The sequence below is a fragment of the Chitinophaga pinensis DSM 2588 genome (assembly GCF_000024005.1).
Lineage (GTDB): Bacteria > Bacteroidota > Bacteroidia > Chitinophagales > Chitinophagaceae > Chitinophaga > Chitinophaga pinensis.
Genome location: NC_013132.1, coordinates 6,292,837 through 6,317,068, shown reverse-complemented (window position 1 = coordinate 6,317,068; position 24,232 = coordinate 6,292,837). Strand labels below are relative to the sequence as shown.

The window sequence follows — 24,232 nt, the reverse complement described above, 5'->3', positions numbered from 1 at the left end:
GCAAAAGTACGGATTGTCCCGTTAGGGTAGAAAAGGGATAAATTTATCGCTATCCCCTCGTAATAGCGTAACTTTGCACTTTGTTTGCTTGAAAAGTGTAATTATGAAAATAAGTAATCCGGATATCATACGACTCGCAGAGATCAAATCTTATTTCCTTGACCCGCCTTACACCTTCAGGATTCACAGCTATGCAATGCCACAGGTAGATGAAGCCATTACTATCCTGAAAAAGTATAACATCTCAGCAGAATTGATGCGACAGATGGAAGATCTCAGGCAATTACTTGTTGGTGCGGAAAGTGATGTCAATACAACGCGAGAATACATGCGATCTTTCGCTATACTGCTGAACCGCGTCAACCGGTAACCAGGGTAGCCTTTAATATAGAAACCACGTAAATATGAATGGAAAACTTTTGCTCATCACCGGGGCTATAGCCAGTTTTATGGCCTGTAAGCACCAGGAGCAGCCACTTGTAAAAGAACGTTCCCCACGTCAGGAATTCCCCGGATTATTTGAAGAGGTACAGACAGCGCGTATCTTCCCGGACAGTAAAACATTCGCAGACTGTGCGCCAAAAGCTTCGCCGGCCAGCGTACTGCAATCTTATGCAAAAGAACGTACTGCCGTTGGGTTTGACCTGTCGACGTTCGTACACAATCATTTTTACGTACCGGCTGCCGCAACCTCCGCTTATGTAACGGATACCGCCCAGGACGTGATCGCTCATATCGAATCCTTGTGGAATGTCTTAAAACGTTTACCGGATACCGCTAATACCTGGGGTTCCCTGATACCGCTGCCAGATCCTTATGTGGTGCCGGGGGGACGTTTCCGTGAGGTCTACTACTGGGACAGCTATTTTACCATGTTAGGACTGAAAGAAAGCGGCCGGATCGATCTCATAGAGCATATGATTAAAAACTTCGCTTACCTTATCCGCACATACGGCTTCATTCCCAACGGCAACCGCACCTATTACCTTACCCGCTCTCAACCGCCTTACTTCGCACTCATGGTACAATTGCTGGTATCGGCAAAAGAAGACCATAAACAGGAGATCCTGACCACTTATCTCGACGTCCTTGAAAAGGAGTATCACTTCTGGATGAAAAAACCTACTGAAGGACAACATACTGCAGAACACCTGATTACGCTGAAGGATGGTACGACGCTAAACCGTTACTGGGACCGGGGAACCTGGCCAAGAGAAGAATCCTGGCGGGAAGATATCCTGACCGCTAAAAAGTCGCCTTTACATGATGCCGTGTACCGCGAACTCCGGACCGGGGCAGAATCGGGCTGGGATTATAGCTGTCGCTGGTTTGAAGACGGAAAATCACTGGAAACCATCCATATTACAGATATCATCCCCGTTGATCTGAACTGCCTCCTGTATAACCTGGAGCAGACCCTTGCCGATGCCTATAACATGAAAGGCAATACGCTGAAAGCCCTGCAATACGAATCCGCTGCCGCTACCCGCAGAGACGCCATTCTCCGTTACTGCTGGGATCCGAAAACAGGTTTCTTCCGGGATTATGATTTTAAGAAAGAAAAGAGAACATCTGTACTAAGCCTGGGTGGCATGTACCCCTTCTTTTTTGGTATTGCCAGAGCAGGTCAGGCGGATAGTATGACCCTGGTGTTGCAGAAAGAATTTCTGTATCCCGGCGGACTGGTCTCCACACCTTTCGAAACCGGCGAGCAATGGGACGCACCTAATGGCTGGGCGCCGCTGCAATGGATGGCTATCAATGGACTACTCAATTATGATAAAACAACCCTGGCCTCAGAAATTGCAGATCGCTGGTCCCGTCAGAATATCAGGGTATTTAAACAGACTGGTAAACTACTTGAAAAGTATAATGTAAAAGATACCTCGCTGACAGGAGGAGGGGGCGAATATCCCAACCAGGATGGATTCGGATGGACAAACGGGGTGCTGTTGAAAATATTGCATATGCAACAGCAGGGACTATTGAATAACGGAAAAAATATTGATACCTTATAGCATGCTTAAACCCTCCCAACGCCTTTTGTCAATCGACGCATTCCGCGCCCTTACCATGCTTACCATGATCTTTGTCAACGATGTAAGCGGTGTGAAAAACATCCCTGAGTGGATCGACCATGTTAAAGCCCAGGATGATGGTATGGGCTTCGCCGATACCGTATTCCCGGCTTTCCTGTTCATTGTCGGCCTCTCCATTCCATTTGCGATCGGTAAACGTATCAGCAAACAGGACTCTTTCTTCAGTATCGAATCACACATCCTGTTAAGGTCCCTGGCCATGATCGTCATGGGATTCTTTCATGTAAATCTCGAAAGTTACAGTGCCGCCGCAGTCATTCCTTACGCTTTGTGGGAACTGCTGATCACCATCGGCTTTTTCCTTGTATGGCTCGATTATCCGCCAGATATGAAGGCAGCTCGTAAATATACCCTTACCGGGGCAGGTATTGTCCTTTTAGGGCTATTGGCGGCCCTCTATAAAGGGGGTTCTGCAGAAGATCCTCACTGGATGCAGCCATCCTGGTGGGGTATCCTGGGTATCATCGGATGGGCATATTTGGTTTCCGCTACGCTTTACCTTGTGGTAAAAGGCCGGTTTGCAGCGATTACGGCTATTCTGGGCCTTTTTCTGCTGATTAATATACTGACGCACGCAGGCATATTACATGTCGATATACCGATAATAGGCGATGCTTCTTCGGTATCCCTGATTGTGGCTGGTGCGGTGATCTCTTCCCTGTATACGCTACTCGACAAGAAAGGTAAACAAGGCGCTGTGCTGCCCGTTTTCCTCGGATTGGGCATATTGGCGATTATTGCCGGTTTCGTATTGCGTCCCTACACAGAAGGGATCTCTAAAATACGTTCCACACCCGCCTGGGTATTCATATGCAGTGGAATCAGTATACTGGTATTTACAGCGATGATATGGCTGGTCGATATCAAAGGAAAGATGAACTGGTTCAAGGCCATACGTCCGGCTGGCACCAGTACGCTGACCTGTTACCTGATACCATACCTGCTGTATTCACTGCTGATGCTGGCCGGCTTTCATTTTCCCGCGTGGTTGAGTGAAGGCATGACGGGGCTGCTCAGGTCAGTAGCAATTGCTTTCCTGGTAATTCTCCTGGTAGGATGGATGGAAAAGAAAAAGATCAGGTTGAAGATTTAACAGCGGCTGGTTCAGCTGCCTTCACTTCAGGTTTTACCTCTGGCTGGCGCAGGATCGGTTTAATGATCATGCGTAATGCCTGGTCCCTGGTGAAATATGCCACTGTCCAGTTGTACATAGTCTTCAGTCTGTTACGATAGTTAATAAGCGCCATGACGTGTACAAACAACCACATCGCCCAGGCTATAAAGCCATTAAAGTGCAGCTTGGGCGATGGTATATCTGCCACCGCATTGTTACGGCCAATGATAGCCATGGTACCTTTATCTACATAACTGAAAGGCTTCAGCTGTTTATTATCCACCATCAGCGAGAAGTTCTTAGCCAGGTTACGTCCCTGTTGCAGGGCTACCTGTGCCAGCTGTGGATGGCCTTCAGGGAAGTTACTGTCGGTTTTGGTAAGACAGGTATCGCCGATAGCATAAATATCATCTACACCGATGACCCTGTTAAAGGCGTCGGTCATCATCCTTCTGCCCGGACCTGTACTGGCAATAGGAATTCCCTCATGCAGATAAGCGGTTACGCCGGCTGCCCAGATCAGGGTGCTGGTATGAATCGTATCGCCATTGTTCAGGATGACCTGATCGTCCACAAAGTCCTTTACCCTCGTTTTTAGCTTGATTTTCACTCCCAGTCTGCGTAATGCGTTATAGGTGTGTTTCTGCGATTTGGGGCTCATTGGCTCCAGCAGACTCTCACCACCATTCACTAGGTAGATCTCACCGCCCTGTCCTTCCAGTTCGGGATAGTCTTTCCTGATGACATATTTCCGTAATTCAGCGAGCATCCCGGAGACTTCTACCCCGGTAGGTCCGCCCCCTGCGATCACGATCGTGGTCAGCTTTTTCCTTTCAATAGGGTCTTTGGTAATAGACGCTATTTCCAGTCGCTTGAGCAGCCTGTTACGCATTTCTAAAGCATCATTCACGGTTTTCATCGGAATGGCTCTCTTCTTGATATTGTCGTTGCCGAAGTAGTTTGTCTCTGTACCTGTGGCAAATACGAGGTAATCGTACTGTAATTCACCATTGTTCAGGTAGATTGTATGTGCAGCCGGGTCCACCTTCTGAAATTCGCCCATATGAAAGTGCAGATTGGGCTTATCTCTGAATAGTTTCCGGAAGGGATAACAGATACTTGACGTTTCAAGAAATCCCGTCGCCAGCTGATAAATTAAAGGGGGGAAAAAGTTATAGTTATTTTTGTCTACTAATGTGATGTCAAAGCGTTTGTCACGTTGTAATTTCTGTGCCAGATTGATACCTGCGAATCCTCCGCCTATTATCACGACCTTAATTGCTTGTTCTCTTGTTTCTGAGCTTTCCATTGTAAACATAATTTCCTGGTGTGTAAATATAATCAATCTCGCTTACATGACTCGTGACATATGTCATAAGTGGGCGAATATTGATGCCGCTTTCATGGTTTGATTTTCTATTTTTGCAGGCATATGAACGGAATTACTTTTATATCAGACTTTGTAGCTGCCCCTGAAGCCTTATTTATTTCACTGAAAGATAATGTTTTATGGGATGAAAGGATGACTGCCCGCAAAACCGCAAGTTTCGGGGTCGCCTATAATTATTCGCAGATAAGCTATCCTTTTCAAGCCTTTACGCCCGAATTGCAGGAGATCGTCACTGCCATCACTGCCACCCTCGGATTTACCCCTAATAATTGCCTGATCAACTACTATCCGGATGGAAAGTCCAAAATGGGCTATCATGCCGATCAGACAGACATACTTGAAGCCGGAACAGGTATCGCGATTGTTTCTGTCGGCGAAACGAGAACCCTGCGTTTTAAAAATATACAAGACCCTACAGAACTGGTTGATTTTCCACTCAATGCAGGTTCGCTGATCTATATGACACAGGCCGTACAGGATGAATGGTTACACGCCATTCCCGCTGCAGATACTGGTCAGGGAAGAATGAGCCTGACTTTCAGATCTATTAAATAATTATTACCTTTCAATATAACCATGTTTATGAAGAAATTAATCTACCTTTTAGCACTGTCACTGACTGTTTGTACCATATTACATGCGCAGAAATACCAGGAGGATGTCAATACCATTCTGAAGTATGATAAAATGTATGCTCCTCCTGCCAATCCTATTCTTTTTATCGGTAGTTCTTCCATCCGTAAATGGGATGACCTGGAAAGGACATTTGCCAGCTATGTCGCTATGAACAGGGGCGTAGGTGGTGCTGTCACCAATGATATTATATATTATGCCAATGATATTATATTTCCCTATCATCCACGTGAGATCGTAATATATGTAGGAGAGAATGACCTCGTCGAAAAAGGCATTACTGCAGATAGTATCTTCAACAGATTTAAAAATCTCTACAGTACTATCAGAACGAAACTGCCTGAAGTGCCTATCGTTTACATTTCTATCAAACCAAGTCCCAGCAGAGAACAGTTCCTGCCTATTGCAAAGGCTGCAAATGCGTTGATAAAAGACTACATTTCCGGTCAATCTCATATCAGTTATGTGAACGTTTTTTCTTTGATGCTGGATAAGGAAGGGAAGCCACGGGAAGAGCTGTTTGTGGGAGATATGTTGCATATGAATGCACAGGGGTATGCGATATGGAGGAAGGCGGTGGAGCCGTATCTGAAGAAGAAATAAAGCTTCGATGGTTTGCTGTTATTGTGTCATAGATAAGGCGTTTTGCTGTTGAAGCTTTTTGAGGTGTTATTAGAAAAGAAATGTGAGTTGATGATCAACATGTCCTGAGGGTGGGCAGTTTGCTGCGGGTTGGGCTGGGACGCCGGGCGCCCAACACGTCCCCCTAAGCTGCATATATAGCAACTTCAAAGAGCGTCAGCCAGAGGTCCCATCTGAAACCGCAGCGTAAGACCCGGCCCTGAAAATAATGACCGCAAATTAAAACCAGGCCAGCCCTGTCATCATCAAATAACCGCATTTCTCTTGAAACATCATGGCATATCGGCAGTTAACCGCAGCATAAAACCCGACCCGGGAAAATAATCGATGTCCAGGCAATTTTTATGAGCATTATCATTTTTGACCTTGATTAAAGTAAGTACCTTGCAATTACAAAACTGATTCATCGTATCCCTGTACAGTATATAACCCAATAAAAGTGATTATCTATAATCACACATTACAGTCCCTTACCTAAAATAAAACCATGAAAAGGATCTTACAAAACACATTTCTGGCGGTCGGCCTTGTTATGATCTTACCTTTTGTCATCACCCTGGGTTCGTCGTCATCACTAGTAGCAGCTATAGTGATTTCGTTGTTTTTTCTCTTTTGCGCGGTATTCCCTACTTATCTCTGCGTCTTAATTTACTACTATGTAAAAAGGAAAATTGCCACCAATAAAGTTTACACTGCTATAATAGGTACATTACTACTGCTCTTCATTTATCACATCTGCTTGTTATTGTTTTTTATTATCATTTGGAGGGGGCCCTGGTCTGACTTTCTATCGACAGTGATGCTTGAATATACCGACGAGCATGGCATTCTCAATATCCTGGCGATTCTTTTGGCGATTGCTGTGCCAGTAGCGGACCTGTTAATAGACAAAATAGAGAAGGACTTAAAGGAATACAAATAGTCTTGTGTAATAGCTCAAGGGACAATAAAATAGCGCCCTTGTAGTTGAAATATGGCAGGATATCATCAGAAAGAAGCGCCTTCCCCAGGGCATGCCTTTTGCATCCTCTTCCTATAAAGGTCTTCTTATGCGAATAATTTTCCTGCTGCTCTTCGGGGCCACTGCCTTTGCGCAGAAAAAAAGCCCCGAATTGCCCCCTCCGCACGCGACAAAATCCTACATGAAGTATAGTAACGTAAAAGGGTGGGAGAACAATGAAAAGCCGGTAGCGCCGGAAGGGTTTATGGTCAACATGTATGCAGAGGGATTGCAGAATCCCAGATGGCTATACGAACTGCCGAATGGAGATCTGCTGGTGGCAGAGTCCAATTCTCATTATAAGTTCTTTAAGAAGATAGGGGCTGCGATTGTGGGTGCTACGCGATCGAATAGTATGAAGAAAAGTGCCGACAGGATCACCTTACTGAGAGATGCGGATCATGACGGTATCCCCGAGACGAAGACCGTTTTCCTGGAAGGACTGAATCAGCCATTTGGAATGTTGCTGGTAGGCGACCAGTTTTATGTGGCGAATACGGATGGATTGCTGCGGTTTCCATATATGAAAGATGCCACGAGTATTACGACGACAGGAGAGAAGATTGCCGCTTTTCCTGCGGGAAAGGTCAATCAGCACTGGACGCGGAATATCATTGCCAATAAAGACAAGACGAAATTTTATGTAGCTGTGGGCTGTGGTACGGATCATGGTGAAAAGGGAATGGATAAGGAGGCTTTACGCGCAAATATCCTTGAAATGAATCCGGATGGTAGTGGTATGCGGGTGTATGCATCCGGATTGAGGAATCCCGTAGGCATGGATTGGGCGCCCGGTACCAATACGCTCTGGGTCGCTGTGAATGAAAGAGATAAGCTGGGTAATGACCTGGTGCCCGACTACATTACGGGTGTGAAGGAAGGTGCTTTCTATGGATGGCCGTATAGTTATTTCGGACAACATCCGGATCCCCGTGTACCCGAGGCACCTGCCGGGCTGATTGAAAGTGCGATCGTGCCTGATTTCCCATTAAATGCACATACGGCCTCCCTGGGATTGGCATTTTATACCGGCAATGCTTTCCCGGAAAAGTATAAAAATGGGGCGTTTGTTACACAACATGGTTCCTGGAACCGTAAACCGGTGTCGGGCTATAAAGTGCTGTTTGTACCGTTTAAAAATGGCAAACCTACAGGACCACAGGAAGACTTCCTGACCGGCTTTGTAAAAGACAGCGTAAAGGGTGTGGTGCGGGGCAGACCGGTAGGTATTACCGTCTCCCAGACCGGAGCGATGTTTATTACAGACGACCGTACCAACAGGATCTGGCGTATCAGCTATGCCGCTCCTAAACTCTGATGAATTACTTGCATATATTGCTATAAATAACGGGGACGCTTCCATATCGGAAGCGTCCCCGTTATTTATACATTAAGCATATCGTCTTCATCCTACCCGGTCTCCACATAAATGCCGTCGTTAACTGCAAAAGGTTGCATACTGCTATACAACCTTATCTGAAGAGCTGCTATTAATCGTTTAGTTACAATGGCCCAATGCCCAATAGATAATGATAAACACTACAATGGACCCCAGACAGCCCCCGCCGAATTTCTTTGCGCCCCAGAAGGCGATAATAGCTCTGAAGAATTTGTTCATACCTGATAGTTGTTTCATCCTATAAAACAATAATCAGGCCCGGACGGTTTATTGTCCGTCGTACAATTGCAGGCGTTGACGTAAACTGATTATCTCCAGTTGCATGTGCCGGACCCTCTCCAGCAGATGTCTGATCACATCAATACCGGCGGTATTGACACCCATTTCGCTATACCAGCGCGTATATAGCTCCAGGTCCTGTAATTGTTCCTCTGAAATAAAACTGTTGCCTTCAACGATGGTAATGGCGATCAGTCCTTCATCAGCCAGTGAGTCAATGAAATTGGATTCAATCTCATGAACGCTGCAATATTGCTGGATGGCTATCAATGCTGCTTGCATAACGGGAATTTTAATGTGATGATTGAGCCAGTTTTCTGAATAATTCTTTCTGTTCTTCCGTCAGGTTAGTCGGCAGTAAAACGGAATAGCTAATGATCAGATCTCCGAAAGCGCCGTCCTGTTTATAGACAGGGAAGCCTTTACCTTTCAGTCTGACTTTGGTACCATTCTGTGTTTCCGGTTTCACTTTCAGTTTGACCTTGCCGCTCAGTGTATCTACTGTCAGATCGCCGCCAAGCATGGCGGTGTACAGGTCTGTTTCGACATTCATATACAGGTCATTATCGACCCTTTTGAATGCCGGATCTTCCGCTATGACGAATGTAATATAAAGATCTCCGTTCGGGCCTCCGTTGCCACCAGGCGCACCATGCCCTTTTAGTTTGATAACCTGTCCGTTAGCAATACCGGCAGGTACCGTAATCCTTACCTGTTTGCCATTTACGTTCAGGGTGTGTTGATGGGTAGTATACGCTTCCCGCAGCCCTACATGCAGTTCTGCATTGTAGTCCTGACCACGGAATTTACGCTGTCTGCCACCGCCTCCGCCACCACGGTTGCCAAAGAGTGATTCAAAGAAGTCGGAGAACTGTCCCTCAGAGAAGTTCCCTTCAAAGCCTTGTCCGCCAAAGCCTTCATATCCCTGCCCGGCATAGGGGTTTCCACCCTGTTGCCTGGATTGTTCAAATTGGTCGGCGTGCTGCCAGTGTTCTCCGTAAGCGTCATATTTTTTACGCTTTTCCGGATCACTCAGTACCTCATTCGCCTCATTTATCTGCTGAAATTTAATATTAGCCTCCTTATCATTGGGATTCATGTCAGGGTGATGTTTCCTGGCCAGTTTCCTGTATGCCTTTTTAATGTCGTCTGCGGAAGCTTTTTTATCTACTCCAAGTATCTGGTAATAATCTATAAAAGCCATATGTATAGTGTATATCTAGGTGCAGCACAAAATCTTTGCCATCTCTCATTATAATTATTTATTTATATTTGGTATTTAAACCCTTATCCCTTGGACACACAACATTCTTCGACCGGCAAAGCGCCCGGTATTATTGATGTTACGCCACCTTCGGAGGCCACCATTAAGACCCAGAGCATCAGATTAATCGCTACTGGTATTATGGGACAATTTGCAACTATGTCACCACTGGTGTCATTACGTAAGTCAGCCGACTTTTACAACTGCTATGATGTCAGGATGCACATCTATCTCCCTGATCAGTCCAGAAACCTGAAATTGGGTGAAGACATCTCTCAGGCTGGTACTATCGACATTGAAAATGGTCCTATTGAGGTAAGAGAGATTGACGTTATATACGACAATCCGGAGATCAAACCGGAGATCTATGCTTATTCTCTCTGGGATATCAGTTTCCGTTACTGTGTAGAAGGACGTGAACTGCCGGCTATCCGTGTACGTTATGTTATTGATGATCCTGAAACCACACACGGTACAGTTACCAGTGTTGAGAAGACCTGATTTGCATGTTTAAACACCTGTCTTGTCAACTTGTTATTTTATTGTTCTGCTGCGCCGGTCTGCTGAATAGCGCTGCTGCGCAGAAAATTAATTTGCCTCCTGCCATCCGTCAGTTGATTACACAACAATGTAGTACGTGTAGTCGGCTGCCGGCGGGGCAGGACAGCGTCGTGTCCCGTTATTTCCACCAGTGCCATGTGGCCGTGGACAGCGGGAACCTGGATGATGGGTTTAAATATGCCGCGACTATCAACGCTATCACTGATAGTACGGCCATCGTTCCACGCCTGCTGACCGTCCGCTTTCTGAAAGCCAAGATCCTGTATTTCAAGGATTTCTATAAAGAAGCCCTTTCCGAATACCTGAAACTGGTAGAAGTTCCTTCGCTGGACAGTAATATACAGGCCAACATTTATCCCAATATCGCCGAAATTTACCTGGAGCAGGGCCAGTTTAATAAATCCCTGGAATACCTTAACCTCGTCAAAAAACATTACTTCCATTTCTATGAGCCGCCGGTGGCCAGAAAGATCCTGAATAACACAGGTGTTTGTCTGCTGCACCTGGAACGCCTCGATGAAGCGGGAGACAACTTTGAAAGAAGTATCGCGATAGCCGCCTCCTTAAAAGACACCACTGCGCTGGTGAACTCCTATCTGAACATTGCCTTATTATATGATCAGCAGTTCCGCTATCCGCAGGAATGGAGCTATCTGCAAAGGGCCCTGGCCCTGGTAAAGAATGCCAGTGATCTCAAGATCCGGAGTAAAGTGTACCTGAACCTGGCTATTGTGGAAGAGCGGAGAGGGAATCTGAAAGAAGCGCTGTTATACAGAAAAGAGTACGAACAGCTGGAAGCACAGATCGCGAACAGAGATAAGATCTGGGAGCTGGCGGAACAGGAAAAGAAGATCGCTATCCAGCAGCAGGAATATAAAATGCAGTTGCTGCGTCAGGAGAATAAATTACGTGCCGCAGAATCTAAAAGAAGAATGTGGCAACGCAATACATTTTTTATCTTGTCCCTGTTTTTCCTGTCCTGTGCAGGGCTGATCTATTTTGCCTACCGGCATACGAACAGACAGCGACGCATTATTGCAGAACAGAAAGACAAACTGGAATTGCTGAACGAAACCAAAGACCAGCTCTTTTCTATCGTGGCACATGACCTGCGTTCACCGGTTCATCACCTGAAGATCAACCTGTCTTATCTGAAGGATACCCTGGCGCGCAACAAGATCAGGGAAGCAACCGCCTTGTCGGAGAATATTGAAAAGATCTCAGATAATACATATGCCTTGCTGAACAACCTGTTATACTGGTCTTTAGGCCAGACAGGGCAGTTAAGTCTGCAGGCAGAACAACATGACGCCCACATGATCATTGCACAGGTAGCGTACGACTTCAATGCCGGCGCTGCACTGAAAAGGATCACGATAGCCAATGAGGTGCCAAAAGGAATGTTCTTTTATGTGGACATAAACACCGCCAAGATCATTTTCCGTAATCTGATCGATAACGCGATCAAATACACGCATGCAAACGGATCGATTACTATCAGTGGTCGCATTGTTAACAATACCTGCGAGGTAACCGTACAGGATACGGGTATCGGGATGGATGAAAAGATCATCCAGGCCATTTATAAGCGGGATACAAAACGTATACAACAGGATACGGCAGGCAGTAAAAGTACAGGCCTGGGCCTGTGGCTGGTGAAAGCCATGACCGAAAAGAACGGAGGCGCCCTGCGCATCACCGGAAGCGTTGGCGCCGGTACGAGTATCGTAGTTTGCCTGCCGGTAAACGAACATTATGATTCATTTGAAAGTGCTGATCCTGGAAGATAGCCCTGACGAAGCAAACTACCTGGAGAATTTTTTACGTAAACAGGGATGCTCCGACATCCGGATCACAACAAACCTCAAAGACGCAGTTACTGCCTATGATGCGGAACTGCCTGATATTTGCCTGATTGACATTTACCTGGCCAACAAACCAGACGGAATTCTATTTGCCGAAACGATCAACGAGCACCGGGAACAAAGACGTCCTTTTATCTTTCTGACCAGTGCAGGGGATAGTACCACGTTCCGTCTCGCCAAATTCACGTCTCCGTACAATTACCTGTTAAAGCCCTACAATCCGCTGGAACTGGAATATGCCATCGAACTGGCCCTTTCCAAGTTCAAACAGGAAGCTGCCACTCCGCCTGCCCAGACCATAACGCCGGTCTCGGATACGCTGTTTATCAAAAAAGGGAATCTGCTCCAGCGGATCGCTTTTGACGATATCAGGTATATTGAGGTGGACGGGAAATACAGTAAGGTGGTTTGTCCGGCGGAGAAATTTGTCATCCAGCAGTCCCTTAAGGACCTGCAGGCGCAGTTGCCCCCCGTACAGTTCTGCCGGGTACACCGTAACTATATTGTTAACGTGAAAGAGGTGACCAAGATTAATACCTATAATAACGAGATCTTCTTCAAAGACGGGGAATCCCTGTTTTTCAGCCGCCGGTACATTGATGAATTCCTGCAGGCGTTTAAGATCTTCAAATAAAAAAGAAAGGAATGCCTGGGGTTGGGGCATTCCTTCTCATGACCATATCCATATCCTATACTTAAAGAGGATTCGAATATCCTGATTATATCCCTGCTCCCGGGTAAAAATGGCATAAGATGCACACATCAGGCATAAGCGGTATTTTTTAGGGCATAAAATGAATAGCTTTGCGCTCATTTTATAATGGATGGGTCATCTCCCGATCCACTGTAATTCATAACGCCGTTATGGAAGTTCCGTATCACTGCGGGCCTACCGACGGAATAAAAGATTAATTTTGAATCGACATTTGGCGCTAATTGATAAGGTATGGATTTGACTCTTGACTCGACTTACCAGGCTGCCACGAAGGTAGCCGACCAGATAGAAAACCATTTTTCCAAACATCTGGCTATTGCTGCTGTGAGTGGTGAGGAAGACCTTGCCACGGTACCTCATGCGAAATTTATTGAAAAAATGCTGGACGTGGCCTTTTGGGCCAGTTTACGCCGGGAGGAAGGAGTTCCTACCCGTATATCCCTCGCATTCCTCAATCCCTGTCAGGCAGGTAAACCCTTGAAATTTGCCCAGAAACTGCCCTTTGACGTCCGGGTGCTCACCAAACTGGCCCCGGGGGTAGAGAGAGCAGGCGTACATGTAGGCGTCTGGTATGAAGGCGATAACCTGTTTATATGGGGAACGACCCTTAAACTGCCTAATTTCTGCTTTGTACTGGATGTATCTGAACCGGGACTGTTGGTGGTAAAACACCGCCGCAGCGTCGGACTGGGTAAATTTGCCAATGTGGCTGTACTGAAAGGGGATCAGGTGAAGATTGTGGATGAATCCTGCGGTTTGCTGCCGGACAGTCCTGAAATTGTAACCTCCCTGTTGGGACTGACCTCTTCGGCTGTCTGGAATGACCCGGTGAACGTCCTGATACAGATCGCCGTTTCTATGCGGGCGCATAAAAGAGGGGGCATTCTCCTCGTGGTACCTGCCGGAAGTACAAAATGGAAGGAATCGATCGTACATCCGCTAACCTATCCGCTTTCCCCTGCATTTTCGGGGGTGGCTGACCTTGTACGTCAGGACGGCGGAAAGGTAACAGAGATTTATTGGCAGAACGCGTTGCGCCGGGAGGTAGACAACGTCACCGGACTGACCGCCGTAGATGGCGCCTCTGTGATTACTGACCGTCATGAACTGATCACCTTTGGGGCCAAAATTACCCGTGCGCCCTGGTCAAAGCATGGGGTAGACAAAGTGGTCATGATCGAACCTGTTATCGGGGGTACGCCTGAACTAATGCATCCTTCAGCTATCGGTGGTACCCGTCACCTGTCAGCCGCACAGTTCGTTAATGACCAGCCGGAGGCCATTGCACTGGTCGCTTCCCAGGATGGTTATTTTACCGTTTTCTCCTGGTCTGAACAGGTGCAGCTGGTACAGGCACATCGTATTGACACCCTGCTGTTGTAATCAAGCATTTTCCTTTTCCGGATAATAAAGCCAGTCATCGACCGATGACTGGCTTTTTCGTTAACATATATTGCTACTGTGCTACATAAAGTCCGGACATAATCTGATTATACTGCTTTTACGTTCAATGCTTCGTTTTGAAGGTAGCATTAACGGAAGATAAGTATAGTCTAACTATAGTTTAAACAAGGGTAGACGCTATTCAACGGATATTTTCCATTGTTGCGGCAGTTGCCTGACGGAATGCCTGCCAGTATTCTTCCAGGTCAACAGTAGTCTTACGCGGAATAACAAGCGAGCAGACATAAGGTCCTGATAAGCAGGATATTGCCTTGTATTGAATAAGATGTTTAAAATAGCTGGTATACAGGTCCGGGCCTTCTTTTACAAGTGATTGTATCTCCAATACTTTCATGTCCATGGTCAGGCCGGTACGAAGTATTTTGGATAATGCTTCCTTCATGGTCCAGATCATCGTACAGGAGGCATCGTCTGATAAGGAGACGGCCTGGGTAAGAATTACTTCATCGGGAGTTAATTGCCCTTTAATGACGCTTATATTCGCTTTATTGGTCTTTTCTATGTCGATCCCCAAAGGATGTACTTCAGGATAAGCCAGCGCGATACCAAGGTTATCGCAATGCGTGATACAGACCTGAAGATTACGGGTAACGGCATATTGCACCACCGGAAACTGAAAGATACCAGCTGTTATAGCGATCTTCTCCAGATCCTCATATACTGCAAGTGCACCGATTGCTTTTTTAGCGGAGAGACGACCTAAAAGATAACTCTGTTTTCTTCTGTCGAACGTGAGCTGATCATAATACGTTCTCTCCTGAGCATGTAATAAGTTAAATTTGGAAATCAGCTCCTGCAAGTCTGCCCGCAGTACACAAAATCCTGCCTGATGGGTACTGTTTTCCCGGCTTAAAACTATTTTCCCTCTTTGGAGTAACATGTTGTATCTATCTGATTTTCAGTTTATAATAACTGATGCCTGCATTTCAGTGTCAATGTTACAAGTGTATCTGTAAGGCTTGCTGAAGTGCTACATCAATGATACAACATTTTACAGGAATTATGCCGCCGTTATACGCGCAGCCCAGATATGAAATAAGACGCAATATACTATTGCATCATTGTCAAACGAAGTCTGCATATTACCCGTCATTCGTGTATGTTTTTTGGTCTTTCGGCAAAATAGCAGTAGATTGAACATAAGTAATTAATTGATTCAGACCATTAATCGTTCGACTTTTCTTACAGGTTCTCTCTGATGTAATCACATCCATTTTCCTTTCATTCGACAGGATTGTTTATCCCCAATTTATACGAGAATGAATGGGTGCTGTCCCTATTTTTATTTACCTCTTCAAATTTAATTGTAATGAAATCTATCTTATTAATTGATGATGATGCAGATGAAATTAGTATCCTGAATGAAGCCGTGGAAATGAGTGGTACCGATAGCGTATGCGATTGGGCACAAGGTTTCGAAGTCGCTTACAGTTTATTAAAAGGAAATCAACCTGACCTGATCCTGCTGGATTATAACATGCCGGGGCGGGATGGTTTATTTTGTCTTGAGGAAATAAAACGGAACCAGGACTTTCGTCATATTCCGATCGTGATGTACTCCACTTATATTGATTACGGTTTGCGACAGGAAGCCATGAAGAAAGGTGCGTTTCGTTGTATACAAAAGACTACTTCTGTGCATGATCTTGTAAGGGAATTACAGAACTTATTAATACAGGTCTGATACCCCGTTCTGTTGATATCAGACCTGCATGGACAGTTACTATTTTTTGTTTCTCCTGGATAACACTGCCGGCACACTGACCAGCCGTGCTTTAAAAGACAGCAGCATTTCTTCCAGTACGATTCCCTTTCTTTCTTCCCCTGATTCTGCTACTTTTTTAAGTAGACGGGTAGATAGCATCGCGAGTATGGCACTCATAACAAAGAAGAAGTTCCACTGGCTCTTCCATACCATCATCCATATCTGCTGATGATGTGCAAAGAAATCAGCTAGTATGCCGCCCAACAGGGGAGCAGCGGCAGAACATAACGCAATCACCATATTCTTTGCGGAGAGGTATACCATCGCATGTCCGGAAGGAGCGAGTTTTATACCCAGATTATTCAACGAAAGATTAATACCGGAGTTGGCAATACCTGTCAATATATTGATCAGGGTCAGCAATGCAACCGTAAAATGAACAGAAGCAGAGACTGCTGTAAATGCCCATGCCAGCATCGCCGCTACATATAATGGTGCACAGATCAGAATTACTGTTTTGTTGCTGTACTTATCTGAGTACCTGCCCCAGATCCTTACAAACAGGATACCGCTTAACTGACCTACAATGGCCATTACCGTCACCATAAATACCGACAATCCCATCGTCTTTAACATATAGACCGTCAGGAAAGGCGTTGCAAGATTCACAGCAAAGATCCAGCTGCCATTGAAAAATAACAGGCGTTTAAAGTTGGTGTCCTTCAGTGGCAATGTATACTGCCTGATGAGATTATTGGGCTGTACAGTCGCTAACGGTTCTGGTGTGCGGATCAGTAGCCACAAACTGGATAAGCCGGCCACACTACCTGCCAGGAACAGTGCTGTTAATGCCACCGTTTCGTATTCGGGAAAACGCGTTTTTACAAAATCAATTAATAAGGAAACTGTCAGACTCAACGTTACGTTTAGTATCTGTGTCAGTCGTGTTCGCTGTGCATAAAAACTCCCCAATTTTTCTCCCGGTAAGAGGTCTTTCATCCACGAATTCCAGGTAGCGCCCGCTAAAGAGCCAAAGAGATAATGAAAGAAAAGTAAAGAGATAAGTGTGTGTATCGTCGTGCCTGCTGAAAACACAAATGGCATCAGCCCTATCACGATCAGTGGTATTCTGGCAAAGGCAGTACAGGTAACCGTAATGACACGCCGGTTATTATAACGTTGCGCCAGCCATATAGCAAAGAGCTGGAAGATATTGGTCAGCGTAGGCAACGCTGCCAGTAATCCTATCTGAAAATTGGAAGCGCCGAGTTTTAGCGCAAGTGCAGTCAGGAATGTACCTCCGGTGAGTACGACCATTGTTTCTACTGCTAGTCCATCTTTGGTAACCAGGTCCATGCCTGTGTTCACCTGTTCTTCTGTTAACTGTGTTGCGGGTGTAAGTTTCATTGATTCTCCTTCCCGTCATTCACTGACGAGCCAAATTGTTGCGGTGTTTTTCTAAAAGTCTGATTCAGGATAAATAGCTGTCTTTGTCAATAAAGCCTTGCTGTACGCAGATCCGGTGTGTTGTTTTTTAAGACGACGCAAAATTAATTCATCGCAGCTGATATTTCTTATCTGCCATTATACCCAAAAAGTAGTAGGTTCCTCTATTTATGGGACAATCGCTTTTTCGGCATGGCAAATTATTTGTAATACTATTTCTATAAATGATCGTTATGCTGGTACCATTAATAGCACTTGCTGTCGTAATTGTAGGCGTCGTGATTTACCTGGTACTTCAGGCTGGTAAGAAAACCAGGGATCAGGGAAACAGAAACTAAAAAAATTATTCATATGGAAAAAGCATTCTCACGCGTAAAAAGCAGCGACGAATATCAGGACCTGCAGGATAGTCCGCAGGATGAAAAGAAAATGCAACGGGAAGACATAGAAATGGAATTACCTGATGTGTCTGACATCCCGGGGCAGGAACACATCCATGTCCCGCCATTAGGGGAATTGGCGGACACAACTATTTCTTCCGATGATGAAGAAGGAAAAGGTATCCTGGATGATGAAGAAGAGGATGATATCGACAACGATACAGATGTCACAGAAGAAGAACGCAATGACCTAGATACCAGCGCGAATGTAACGCCTGGTGATGAGGATGCGGAAAACCTTAGAAAGGCGGCACTGGATGATATGGACGAAGATGGTGAATCATTAAACGAAGGTAGTTTCGGTGAGGAAACATCTGGTAAAGACCTGGATATTCCTGGCGCAGAATTGGATGATACAAATGAGGATATCGGTGCCGAAGATGAGGAGAATAATGCCTATAGCAGGGGAGGTGTGAACAATGATAATATGACGGAAGGTACTCCTTGAGCAATCTCAATAATTAGTGAATAAAATGTGGTCCTCCTGTTTATACGGGAGGACCTTTTTATGGTTATTTCCTTTTCTTTTCCTGATAGGATTTATCCCACTCCCTCATGGCTTCATCAACCGATTTTCCACTGCCGAATACCCCGGTTTGTTTATCTGTCCCGAGTATACAATGGTACATTTCCCCGTCTCTGTAAATAGAAGGACGAAAATTTTTAACAGATTCCGGAATACCTTCTTTGGTATAATCTGTATGTATGATTTCTTTATCAATAGATGTCTGCTTCATAACAAGCGTTTATGAATAGTGCGACAAAGATTATTCCATGCCATCCTTCAGATGTGGATCTGACTGCAGGCTTCACGAAATTTTTGTAATACGGTGTTGGCGAAATGTGTCCTTACGCCCAATACCTCACCAACAGGCGCTGTGATACGTCCGCATTTAATGCAGTTTTGCCGATGATAGATAGCGTAATGGGCAAACAATTCAAAGATGTTCTCTTCAGGCACTGGAGACGCATAACCGGTAATGGCGATACCCCAGTCAGCAGCAAATAACTGCAGTACTTCCGCTGCCATCTGGTCTGCTACCTTTTGCGAAACGCAGTTTGTATTACCCGCATGAACCGGGTCAACTTTAAGGTGCCGCGCTTTCTGTCCGATATTGTAAGCGGTAATACCTCCCTGTAAGATCTGCGTGGCTCCGTCTGCAAGAGAGAAAGCCACCTGCAGCTGACCGGCCGTTACGCTTTCCGCGATTGCAAGTGTTTCCTCTCTTTGCTGAAGGATAGTAGATATATTATTAATGATGTCTATGTCGTAACCTGATTCGATCATACCACTTTTGCATTTTCTGAAGATAAAACAAGGGCTTCCAGGTCGGCATCAGCAGGACCTGTAATGACTTTACCGTCGTAATTGTACCGTGCACCATGACAAGGGCAATCCCAGGATCTTTCTGTCTGGTTCCATTTTACATCACAGCCCATGTGTGTACAGGTAGGATTCAGCGCATAGAATTTGCCGGCATCATCCCTGTATAATGCTACTTTCTTATCATGGTAACTGACCAGCTTTCCTTCTCCTGGTGCAAGGTCTCCCAGCTGTCTGAGTTCATCTGCAGAGAACAGCTTACCAAAGATTTCTTTAACAACGTCTGTGTTATGTGTCACAAAATTCGTAAAGCCTGCTACGGGTTTGATCCTGTTAGGGTCGAATAGTTTTTCCAGCGTCGCATTTTCCTTCAAAATGATACACTTCAGTAATTGTGCAGCAACAGTTCCGAATGTCATACCATTACCGCCATATCCGGATGCGACATATATATGATCGTCATGACCCGGAAGATAACCGATGTAAGGTAATCCGTCTGTTGGTTCGAAATACTGTGAGGACCATCTATATGCAACTTCTCTGATCTTAAAATGTTTTCTCGCATGGGCTTCCAATGTGCGAAAACATTTCTCTGTATTTTCTTCCATCCCTGTTTTATGGTCTTCACCGCCAATGATCAGATAGGGTTGACCCTTCACAATCTGTGTACGATAATAATGGTATGGATCATACATATCATAACTAAGGTCTTCCGGATAAGCATCGTCTTCCAGTGTGACCGCCATGGCATAACTTCTATAAGGGGCACAACGGAGGTGCAATAAATTGATACCTGGCGGAATATGTGTCGCATACACAACATCAACCGAACTGAACACACCGGCAGTTGTCGCTACTTTCATCGTATCGTCTTCCGTTACATTGATCACCCGGCATTGTTGCAAGATGGTACCACCAGCGGCCTCAAAGGCTTTCGCAATGCCATGTATGTACTCCAGCGGATTAAATTTTGCCTGTCCCGCAGCACGTACCGCTTTTGTAAAAGGCACATTCACCGGAATGTCCTGTATATAGTCTATTTGTAGACCGGCGTCGGCAGAAGTTTGTCTTATTTTTTCCAGTTCCTTTTCCTGATCAGCATCCTGGGCAAAGAGAAAAGCATCCGCCTCCTGGTATCCGCAATCAATATTGAATCTGTTTACGTTATTTCTTATCAGATTGAGGGCCTCTGCAGTTGCGTGTGCAACATGTTTTGCATTGTCCTCCCCGAAATTCTTTGCGATCACGTAGTAAGGAGTGTCCAGCAGGGTGTTCAGGTGGGCGGTGGTGCCTCCCGTGGTACCGAAACCCAGATCGTTGGCTTCAACAATCAGGCATTGCTTCCCGGCCTCCTGTAGCAGCAGTCCCGTCGTCAATCCTGTAATCCCGCCCCCTACGATCACTACGTCGTATACGGTCTTTCTTTCGGCTCTGCTGGTAGTAATGTAAGGTGGTACATTACCCTGCCATAAACTGGTTTGTGCGCCATCTCTCTGTATCATGTCTTTTGGAGTTTTTGTTCGCTTAAAAAAGATCAATTAACATGCCCGACGGGTAATATCAGAATGGTATGTAACTTGTTCGCCTTTTGTAAAAACTATATGGAAGGGAAGTGAAGTGAAGTCTATTGACGTCACTACCTTCGAAACAGCTTATGAAATTGTGGGAGGCGGTCATTATGGTGATCGTCATAATGTGCAGACGAAAGAGCAGGCGGATCATAGTATGGCTTATGTTATCGCTGCCGCATTGATAGATGGTCAGCTGATGCCGGACCAGTTTGCAAAGGAACGGATACGTCGTGCGGACGTACAGGAATTGTTACAGAAGGTAAAAACACATACTAATTTCCCATTGAAGACACCGCGTAAAGTAGTAGATCACCTGGATCCGTACACCGCTGTTTATCCGGATAAAGTACCTGCTAAAGTGACGATCACCCTGAATAGCGGACAGGAACTGGAGCAGAAATGTGAGGACTTCAAGGGATTTTTTACCAGACCATTGAGTTGGGATGATGTCATTACCAAGTTCAACGTACTTGCTGAAGGGATTATAGACCGGCAGCTGCAACAGCTGATCGTTCATGTTGTACAGCATATTGAGCAGGAGAGTGCGACTGCACTGACCACATTGCTGACCAGAATATAAATATGGAAGTGATGCAGCCTGTATAAGAAAAAGGCGTCGCGCCAAATGGCGGACGCCTTTACCATAATTACGGTTTTAATACAACCTTCACACAACCGTCTTCTTTCTTCTTGAAAATATCGTATGCATTGCTTGCCGCAGATAATGGCAGCTTATGTGTAATGATATCATGCAGTGTTACCTTTCCTGACGACACGAGTTCCATCAGATGATCGATATACTTTTGCACAGGCGCCTGTCCGGTTTTGATGGTAATCCCTTTGTCGAAAATGCGATGTACAGGGAAATTATCGTATGGACTGCCATAGACGCCTACTACTGTCACGGTGCCTCCACGCCGTACTGCTTTGAAGCAGTTTTCAAGCACTTTAGCCGTACCTTTCTCTACATTGATCACTGCCTTTACTTTTTCAAGGAAGCTCCTGTCTGCTTCCATGCCTACAGCATCCACACATACATCTGCGCCCCTTCCATGTGTGAGATCATATATTGCCTGAACAGGATCTGATTCAGAAGAGTTGATAACCTCAACGCCATTGGTGTTTTTGGCCATGTCCAGTCTGTACTGCACGGGATCAATTGCGATCACCCGACCAGCGCCCTGTATCCAGGCGGCTTTCTGTGCCATCAATCCCACAGGACCTGCACCGAAGATCGCGACTGTTTCTCCTCCTCTTAGCTGTGCCCAGTCAATAGCTGACCAGCCGGTAGGAAAGATGTCCGTAAGGAAGAGGGCCTGTTCATCTGTAAGATTGTCCGGTACGACCCGCGGACCAAAATTAGCAAAGGGAACACGCGCATATTCTGCCTGTCCGCCGGCATAGGCGCCATAAAGATCTGTATAGCCAAATAGTCCGCCGCCTTTTCCGGAAGTCATATCTCCCTGCGGACCATAGTTTTCTTTGTTACTGTTTTCGCAGTGAACGGGTAGCTGATGATCGCAAAAATAACAATGGCCACAGGCAATGGGGAAGGGAACAACAACCCGGTCGCCTCTTTTCAATTTACTGACACCTGATCCGGCATCTTCTACTATACCCATGAATTCATGTCCCATCACCTGGTCTTTCAGCTGGGGAAAGAACCCGTCATAGATATGTAGGTCCGAGCCACAGATGGCAGTTGAGGTCACTTTCACAATGATGTCTTCCGGGTGTTCAATACGCGGATCTTCCACGTTGTCTACACTTATGTCTCCGATTTTATGGAACACAGCTGCCTTCATAAGATAAATTTTTATGTGATGAGATGAATAAAGGAGAGGGAGTGGATAGAACAGTTAAGCGTGTTGCAAAATCGTGCCATGGCGATGTGTATGAAGTTTAGATACAGCTTGTTGCTGTGATGTGAATAGCATACATCAAGTGTAGAACTCTTGGGGCAATATGTATTTTTATCTGTTACACCATAAGACTGTTGAAACATTTACTCATGCAGCGGCAGCGTCCGCCGGGGAAGCGCTTCAACGCAGTGCTTTACAACGAATAAGAATTGCTCAAAATAAAATCCTATAAATCAATTATTTCAGAACCGTCACAATTGGTTTGTTTATTGATCTCCCTTTCTGCGAGCCCATTTTAGATTATTAGATAAGTAAGAATAATTGTCTGGTGAATAGAAAGACACATCGGGGAAGGTCATAAGCACATTTTTGTTACCAACTGTCAATCCTATTTAAATATATATATGGCGACTACACAGCAGAGGCCCAGGCTGAAAATTTTTACTTGGCACATTCACGGAAGTTATCTGTATTACCTGTCACAGGGCAATTTTGATATCTATATTCCTGTCAACGAGCAGCGCACACCTGGGTATTATGGAAGGGGGAAAACGTTTCCATTCGGAGATAACGTGCATGAGATTCCGGTTAAAATGGTGAAGGACTTTGATTTCGACGTCATCCTGTATCAATCTACCAAGGATTACCTGGTAGACCAGTATGATATCCTGTCTCCTTCACAACGCAGATTGCCCAGGGTTTATCTGGAGCATAACACACCTGCCAAAAATCCAGTAACAACAAGGCACGTCGTAAATGACCGTCGTATCTGTCTGGTACATGTAACCCATTACAACCGTCTGATGTGGGACAATAACCGGACACCGGCTACTGTCATCGAGCATGGGGTAAATATGCCAGATGTGCCTTATACGGGTGAACTTGCAAAGGGCCTCGTTACAATCAATCATCTCCCTCAGCGCGGAAGAGGACTTGGCTGGGATATTTTCCAGCAGGTACGGAACATACTGCCGGTTGACCTGGTAGGTATGGGGAATGGAGAAGATGGGCTGGGAGAGATCCTGCATCCGCAATTACCATTATTCAGGAGCAGATACCGTTTCTATTTTCATCCTGTGAGGCATACCAGTCTGGCACTGGCAGTCTGTGAAGCGATGATACAGGGCCTACCTATCGTCGGATTGGCCACTACAGAGCTGGTTACTGTCATCGAAAATGGTAAGAACGGTTTTATACATACTGATATTAATTACCTCATCAAAAAAATGAAGCTGTTGCTGAATGAACCTGAACTCGCCGCACAAATGGGGGCAGAAGCAAAGGCGACCGCGATGAAGCGTTTCAACATCGATCGCTTTATTGCTGACTGGGAAAGGTTATTTCATAACGTGTGTAACGGGAACATGAATGAGTTGATCTATACTGACCAGCTTTTCGGTAAACAGACAGCAGACGCTGACCGGAACACTATTGCCAGCGACATCTGATAAAAATCAAA

At 45.5% G+C, this 24,232-nt stretch carries 25 protein-coding genes; 15 read left to right on the top strand and 10 right to left on the bottom strand.

The features are described from left to right. Nucleotides 1–103 precede the first annotated feature (103 nt). From CPIN_RS25145 to CPIN_RS25135, 3 genes are read left to right on the top strand one after another with little or no spacing between them, the layout of a single operon-like run. Nucleotides 104–370, top strand: a complete 267-nt coding sequence (locus CPIN_RS25145; protein WP_012792671.1) for a hypothetical protein — start codon at nt 104–106, stop codon at nt 368–370. 34 nt (nt 371–404) lie between these two features. After that, nucleotides 405–2,018 (top strand): alpha,alpha-trehalase TreF, encoded by a 1,614-nt coding sequence (treF, locus tag CPIN_RS25140; RefSeq protein ID WP_012792670.1) that lies wholly within the window; start codon nt 405–407, stop codon nt 2,016–2,018. Nucleotide 2,019: 1 nt separating this feature from the next. Beyond that, nucleotides 2,020–3,192, top strand: coding sequence for a DUF5009 domain-containing protein (locus tag CPIN_RS25135; protein WP_012792669.1), 1,173 nt, complete (start codon nt 2,020–2,022; stop codon nt 3,190–3,192). On the opposite strand, the gene CPIN_RS25130 is transcribed toward CPIN_RS25135, so the two are convergent. After that, nucleotides 3,176–4,522 carry an NAD(P)/FAD-dependent oxidoreductase gene (locus tag CPIN_RS25130; RefSeq protein ID WP_012792668.1) on the bottom strand — a complete coding sequence of 449 codons (1,347 nt, stop codon included), beginning with the start codon at nt 4,520–4,522 and terminating at the stop codon, nt 3,176–3,178. The genes CPIN_RS25135 and CPIN_RS25130 overlap by 17 nt on opposite strands. A 123-nt stretch (nt 4,523–4,645) precedes the next feature. Between CPIN_RS25130 and CPIN_RS25125 the strand changes: the two genes are divergently transcribed. From CPIN_RS25125 to CPIN_RS25110, 4 genes are all read left to right on the top strand, one after another. Beyond that, nucleotides 4,646–5,158, top strand: a complete 513-nt coding sequence (locus tag CPIN_RS25125) for an alpha-ketoglutarate-dependent dioxygenase AlkB (RefSeq protein WP_012792667.1) — start codon at nt 4,646–4,648, stop codon at nt 5,156–5,158. A gap of 27 nt (nt 5,159–5,185) precedes the next feature. Then, on the top strand, nt 5,186–5,839 hold the full coding sequence (locus CPIN_RS25120; protein ID WP_012792666.1) for a GDSL-type esterase/lipase family protein: 654 nt from the start codon (nt 5,186–5,188) through the stop codon (nt 5,837–5,839). Nucleotides 5,840–6,365: 526 nt separating this feature from the next. Then, nucleotides 6,366–6,800, top strand: coding sequence for a hypothetical protein (locus CPIN_RS25115; protein ID WP_012792665.1), 435 nt, complete (start codon nt 6,366–6,368; stop codon nt 6,798–6,800). Nucleotides 6,801–6,927: 127 nt separating this feature from the next. Then, nucleotides 6,928–8,196, top strand: coding sequence for a PQQ-dependent sugar dehydrogenase (locus tag CPIN_RS25110; protein WP_012792664.1), 1,269 nt, complete (start codon nt 6,928–6,930; stop codon nt 8,194–8,196). Nucleotides 8,197–8,376: 180 nt separating this feature from the next. Here CPIN_RS25110 and CPIN_RS39050 read toward each other — a convergent pair whose 3' ends face one another. Genes CPIN_RS39050 through CPIN_RS25095 form a run of 3 tightly spaced genes read right to left on the bottom strand, consistent with a single transcriptional unit; the run spans nt 8,377 to nt 9,760 of the window. Further along, the gene (locus CPIN_RS39050) at nt 8,377–8,514 is read right to left on the bottom strand and encodes a hypothetical protein (protein ID WP_187294797.1); all 138 of its coding nucleotides are present in this window, start codon (nt 8,512–8,514) and stop codon (nt 8,377–8,379) included. Between the two features lie 30 nt (nt 8,515–8,544). Further along, nucleotides 8,545–8,838: a chaperone modulator CbpM gene (locus CPIN_RS25100; protein ID WP_012792662.1), complete on the bottom strand. Its 294-nt coding sequence runs from the start codon at nt 8,836–8,838 to the stop codon at nt 8,545–8,547. A gap of 10 nt (nt 8,839–8,848) precedes the next feature. Further along, on the bottom strand, nt 8,849–9,760 hold the full coding sequence (locus CPIN_RS25095; RefSeq protein ID WP_012792661.1) for a DnaJ C-terminal domain-containing protein: 912 nt from the start codon (nt 9,758–9,760) through the stop codon (nt 8,849–8,851). Between the two features lie 90 nt (nt 9,761–9,850). On the opposite strand from CPIN_RS25095, the gene CPIN_RS25090 reads away from it, so the two are divergent. The 4 genes from CPIN_RS25090 to CPIN_RS25075 all read left to right on the top strand — a co-directional run bounded on the left by CPIN_RS25090 (nt 9,851) and on the right by CPIN_RS25075 (nt 14,344). Continuing rightward, nucleotides 9,851–10,321, top strand: a complete 471-nt coding sequence (locus CPIN_RS25090) for a hypothetical protein (protein WP_012792660.1) — start codon at nt 9,851–9,853, stop codon at nt 10,319–10,321. Nucleotides 10,322–10,326: 5 nt separating this feature from the next. Beyond that, nucleotides 10,327–12,171 (top strand): sensor histidine kinase, encoded by a 1,845-nt coding sequence (locus CPIN_RS25085; RefSeq protein ID WP_012792659.1) that lies wholly within the window; start codon nt 10,327–10,329, stop codon nt 12,169–12,171. Continuing rightward, the gene (locus tag CPIN_RS25080; protein WP_012792658.1) at nt 12,137–12,880 is read left to right on the top strand and encodes a LytR/AlgR family response regulator transcription factor; all 744 of its coding nucleotides are present in this window, start codon (nt 12,137–12,139) and stop codon (nt 12,878–12,880) included. The genes CPIN_RS25085 and CPIN_RS25080 overlap by 35 nt, the downstream gene beginning before the upstream one ends. Nucleotides 12,881–13,192: 312 nt before the next feature. Further along, a complete protein-coding gene (locus tag CPIN_RS25075) occupies nt 13,193–14,344 on the top strand; it encodes a putative sensor domain DACNV-containing protein (protein ID WP_012792657.1) in 1,152 nt (383 codons plus the stop codon). Nucleotides 14,345–14,546: 202 nt separating this feature from the next. Here the strand turns inward: CPIN_RS25075 and CPIN_RS25070 are convergent, their stop codons facing one another. After that, nucleotides 14,547–15,305, bottom strand: a complete 759-nt coding sequence (locus CPIN_RS25070; protein ID WP_012792656.1) for a 4'-phosphopantetheinyl transferase family protein — start codon at nt 15,303–15,305, stop codon at nt 14,547–14,549. 429 nt (nt 15,306–15,734) lie between these two features. Between CPIN_RS25070 and CPIN_RS25065 the strand changes: the two genes are divergently transcribed. Next, on the top strand, nt 15,735–16,109 hold the full coding sequence (locus CPIN_RS25065) for a response regulator (RefSeq protein ID WP_012792655.1): 375 nt from the start codon (nt 15,735–15,737) through the stop codon (nt 16,107–16,109). A gap of 39 nt (nt 16,110–16,148) precedes the next feature. Here CPIN_RS25065 and CPIN_RS25060 read toward each other — a convergent pair whose 3' ends face one another. Continuing rightward, on the bottom strand, nt 16,149–17,537 hold the full coding sequence (locus CPIN_RS25060; protein ID WP_012792654.1) for an MFS transporter: 1,389 nt from the start codon (nt 17,535–17,537) through the stop codon (nt 16,149–16,151). A 390-nt stretch (nt 17,538–17,927) separates the two neighbouring features. Here CPIN_RS25060 and CPIN_RS37010 point away from each other — a divergent pair, with 390 nt between their 5' ends. Further along, nucleotides 17,928–18,464: a hypothetical protein gene (locus CPIN_RS37010; protein ID WP_012792652.1), complete on the top strand. Its 537-nt coding sequence runs from the start codon at nt 17,928–17,930 to the stop codon at nt 18,462–18,464. Between the two features lie 64 nt (nt 18,465–18,528). Here CPIN_RS37010 and CPIN_RS25050 read toward each other — a convergent pair whose 3' ends face one another. From CPIN_RS25050 to CPIN_RS25040, 3 genes are read right to left on the bottom strand one after another with little or no spacing between them, the layout of a single operon-like run. Beyond that, on the bottom strand, nt 18,529–18,753 hold the full coding sequence (locus CPIN_RS25050) for a hypothetical protein (RefSeq protein WP_012792651.1): 225 nt from the start codon (nt 18,751–18,753) through the stop codon (nt 18,529–18,531). A 47-nt stretch (nt 18,754–18,800) separates the two neighbouring features. Beyond that, nucleotides 18,801–19,304 (bottom strand): CinA family protein, encoded by a 504-nt coding sequence (locus CPIN_RS25045; protein ID WP_012792650.1) that lies wholly within the window; start codon nt 19,302–19,304, stop codon nt 18,801–18,803. Continuing rightward, the gene (locus tag CPIN_RS25040; RefSeq protein WP_012792649.1) at nt 19,301–20,842 is read right to left on the bottom strand and encodes an FAD-dependent oxidoreductase; all 1,542 of its coding nucleotides are present in this window, start codon (nt 20,840–20,842) and stop codon (nt 19,301–19,303) included. Before CPIN_RS25040 ends, CPIN_RS25045 begins: the two co-directional genes overlap by 4 nt. Nucleotides 20,843–20,957: 115 nt before the next feature. On the opposite strand from CPIN_RS25040, the gene CPIN_RS25035 reads away from it, so the two are divergent. Then, the gene (locus CPIN_RS25035) at nt 20,958–21,491 is read left to right on the top strand and encodes an MmgE/PrpD family protein (RefSeq protein ID WP_052306873.1); all 534 of its coding nucleotides are present in this window, start codon (nt 20,958–20,960) and stop codon (nt 21,489–21,491) included. A 67-nt stretch (nt 21,492–21,558) separates the two neighbouring features. Here CPIN_RS25035 and CPIN_RS25030 read toward each other — a convergent pair whose 3' ends face one another. Beyond that, a complete protein-coding gene (locus CPIN_RS25030; protein ID WP_012792648.1) occupies nt 21,559–22,716 on the bottom strand; it encodes a zinc-dependent alcohol dehydrogenase in 1,158 nt (385 codons plus the stop codon). 461 nt (nt 22,717–23,177) lie between these two features. Between CPIN_RS25030 and CPIN_RS25025 the strand changes: the two genes are divergently transcribed. Next, nucleotides 23,178–24,221: a glycosyltransferase gene (locus CPIN_RS25025; RefSeq protein WP_012792647.1), complete on the top strand. Its 1,044-nt coding sequence runs from the start codon at nt 23,178–23,180 to the stop codon at nt 24,219–24,221. The last annotated feature ends 11 nt before the right edge of the window (nt 24,222–24,232 follow it).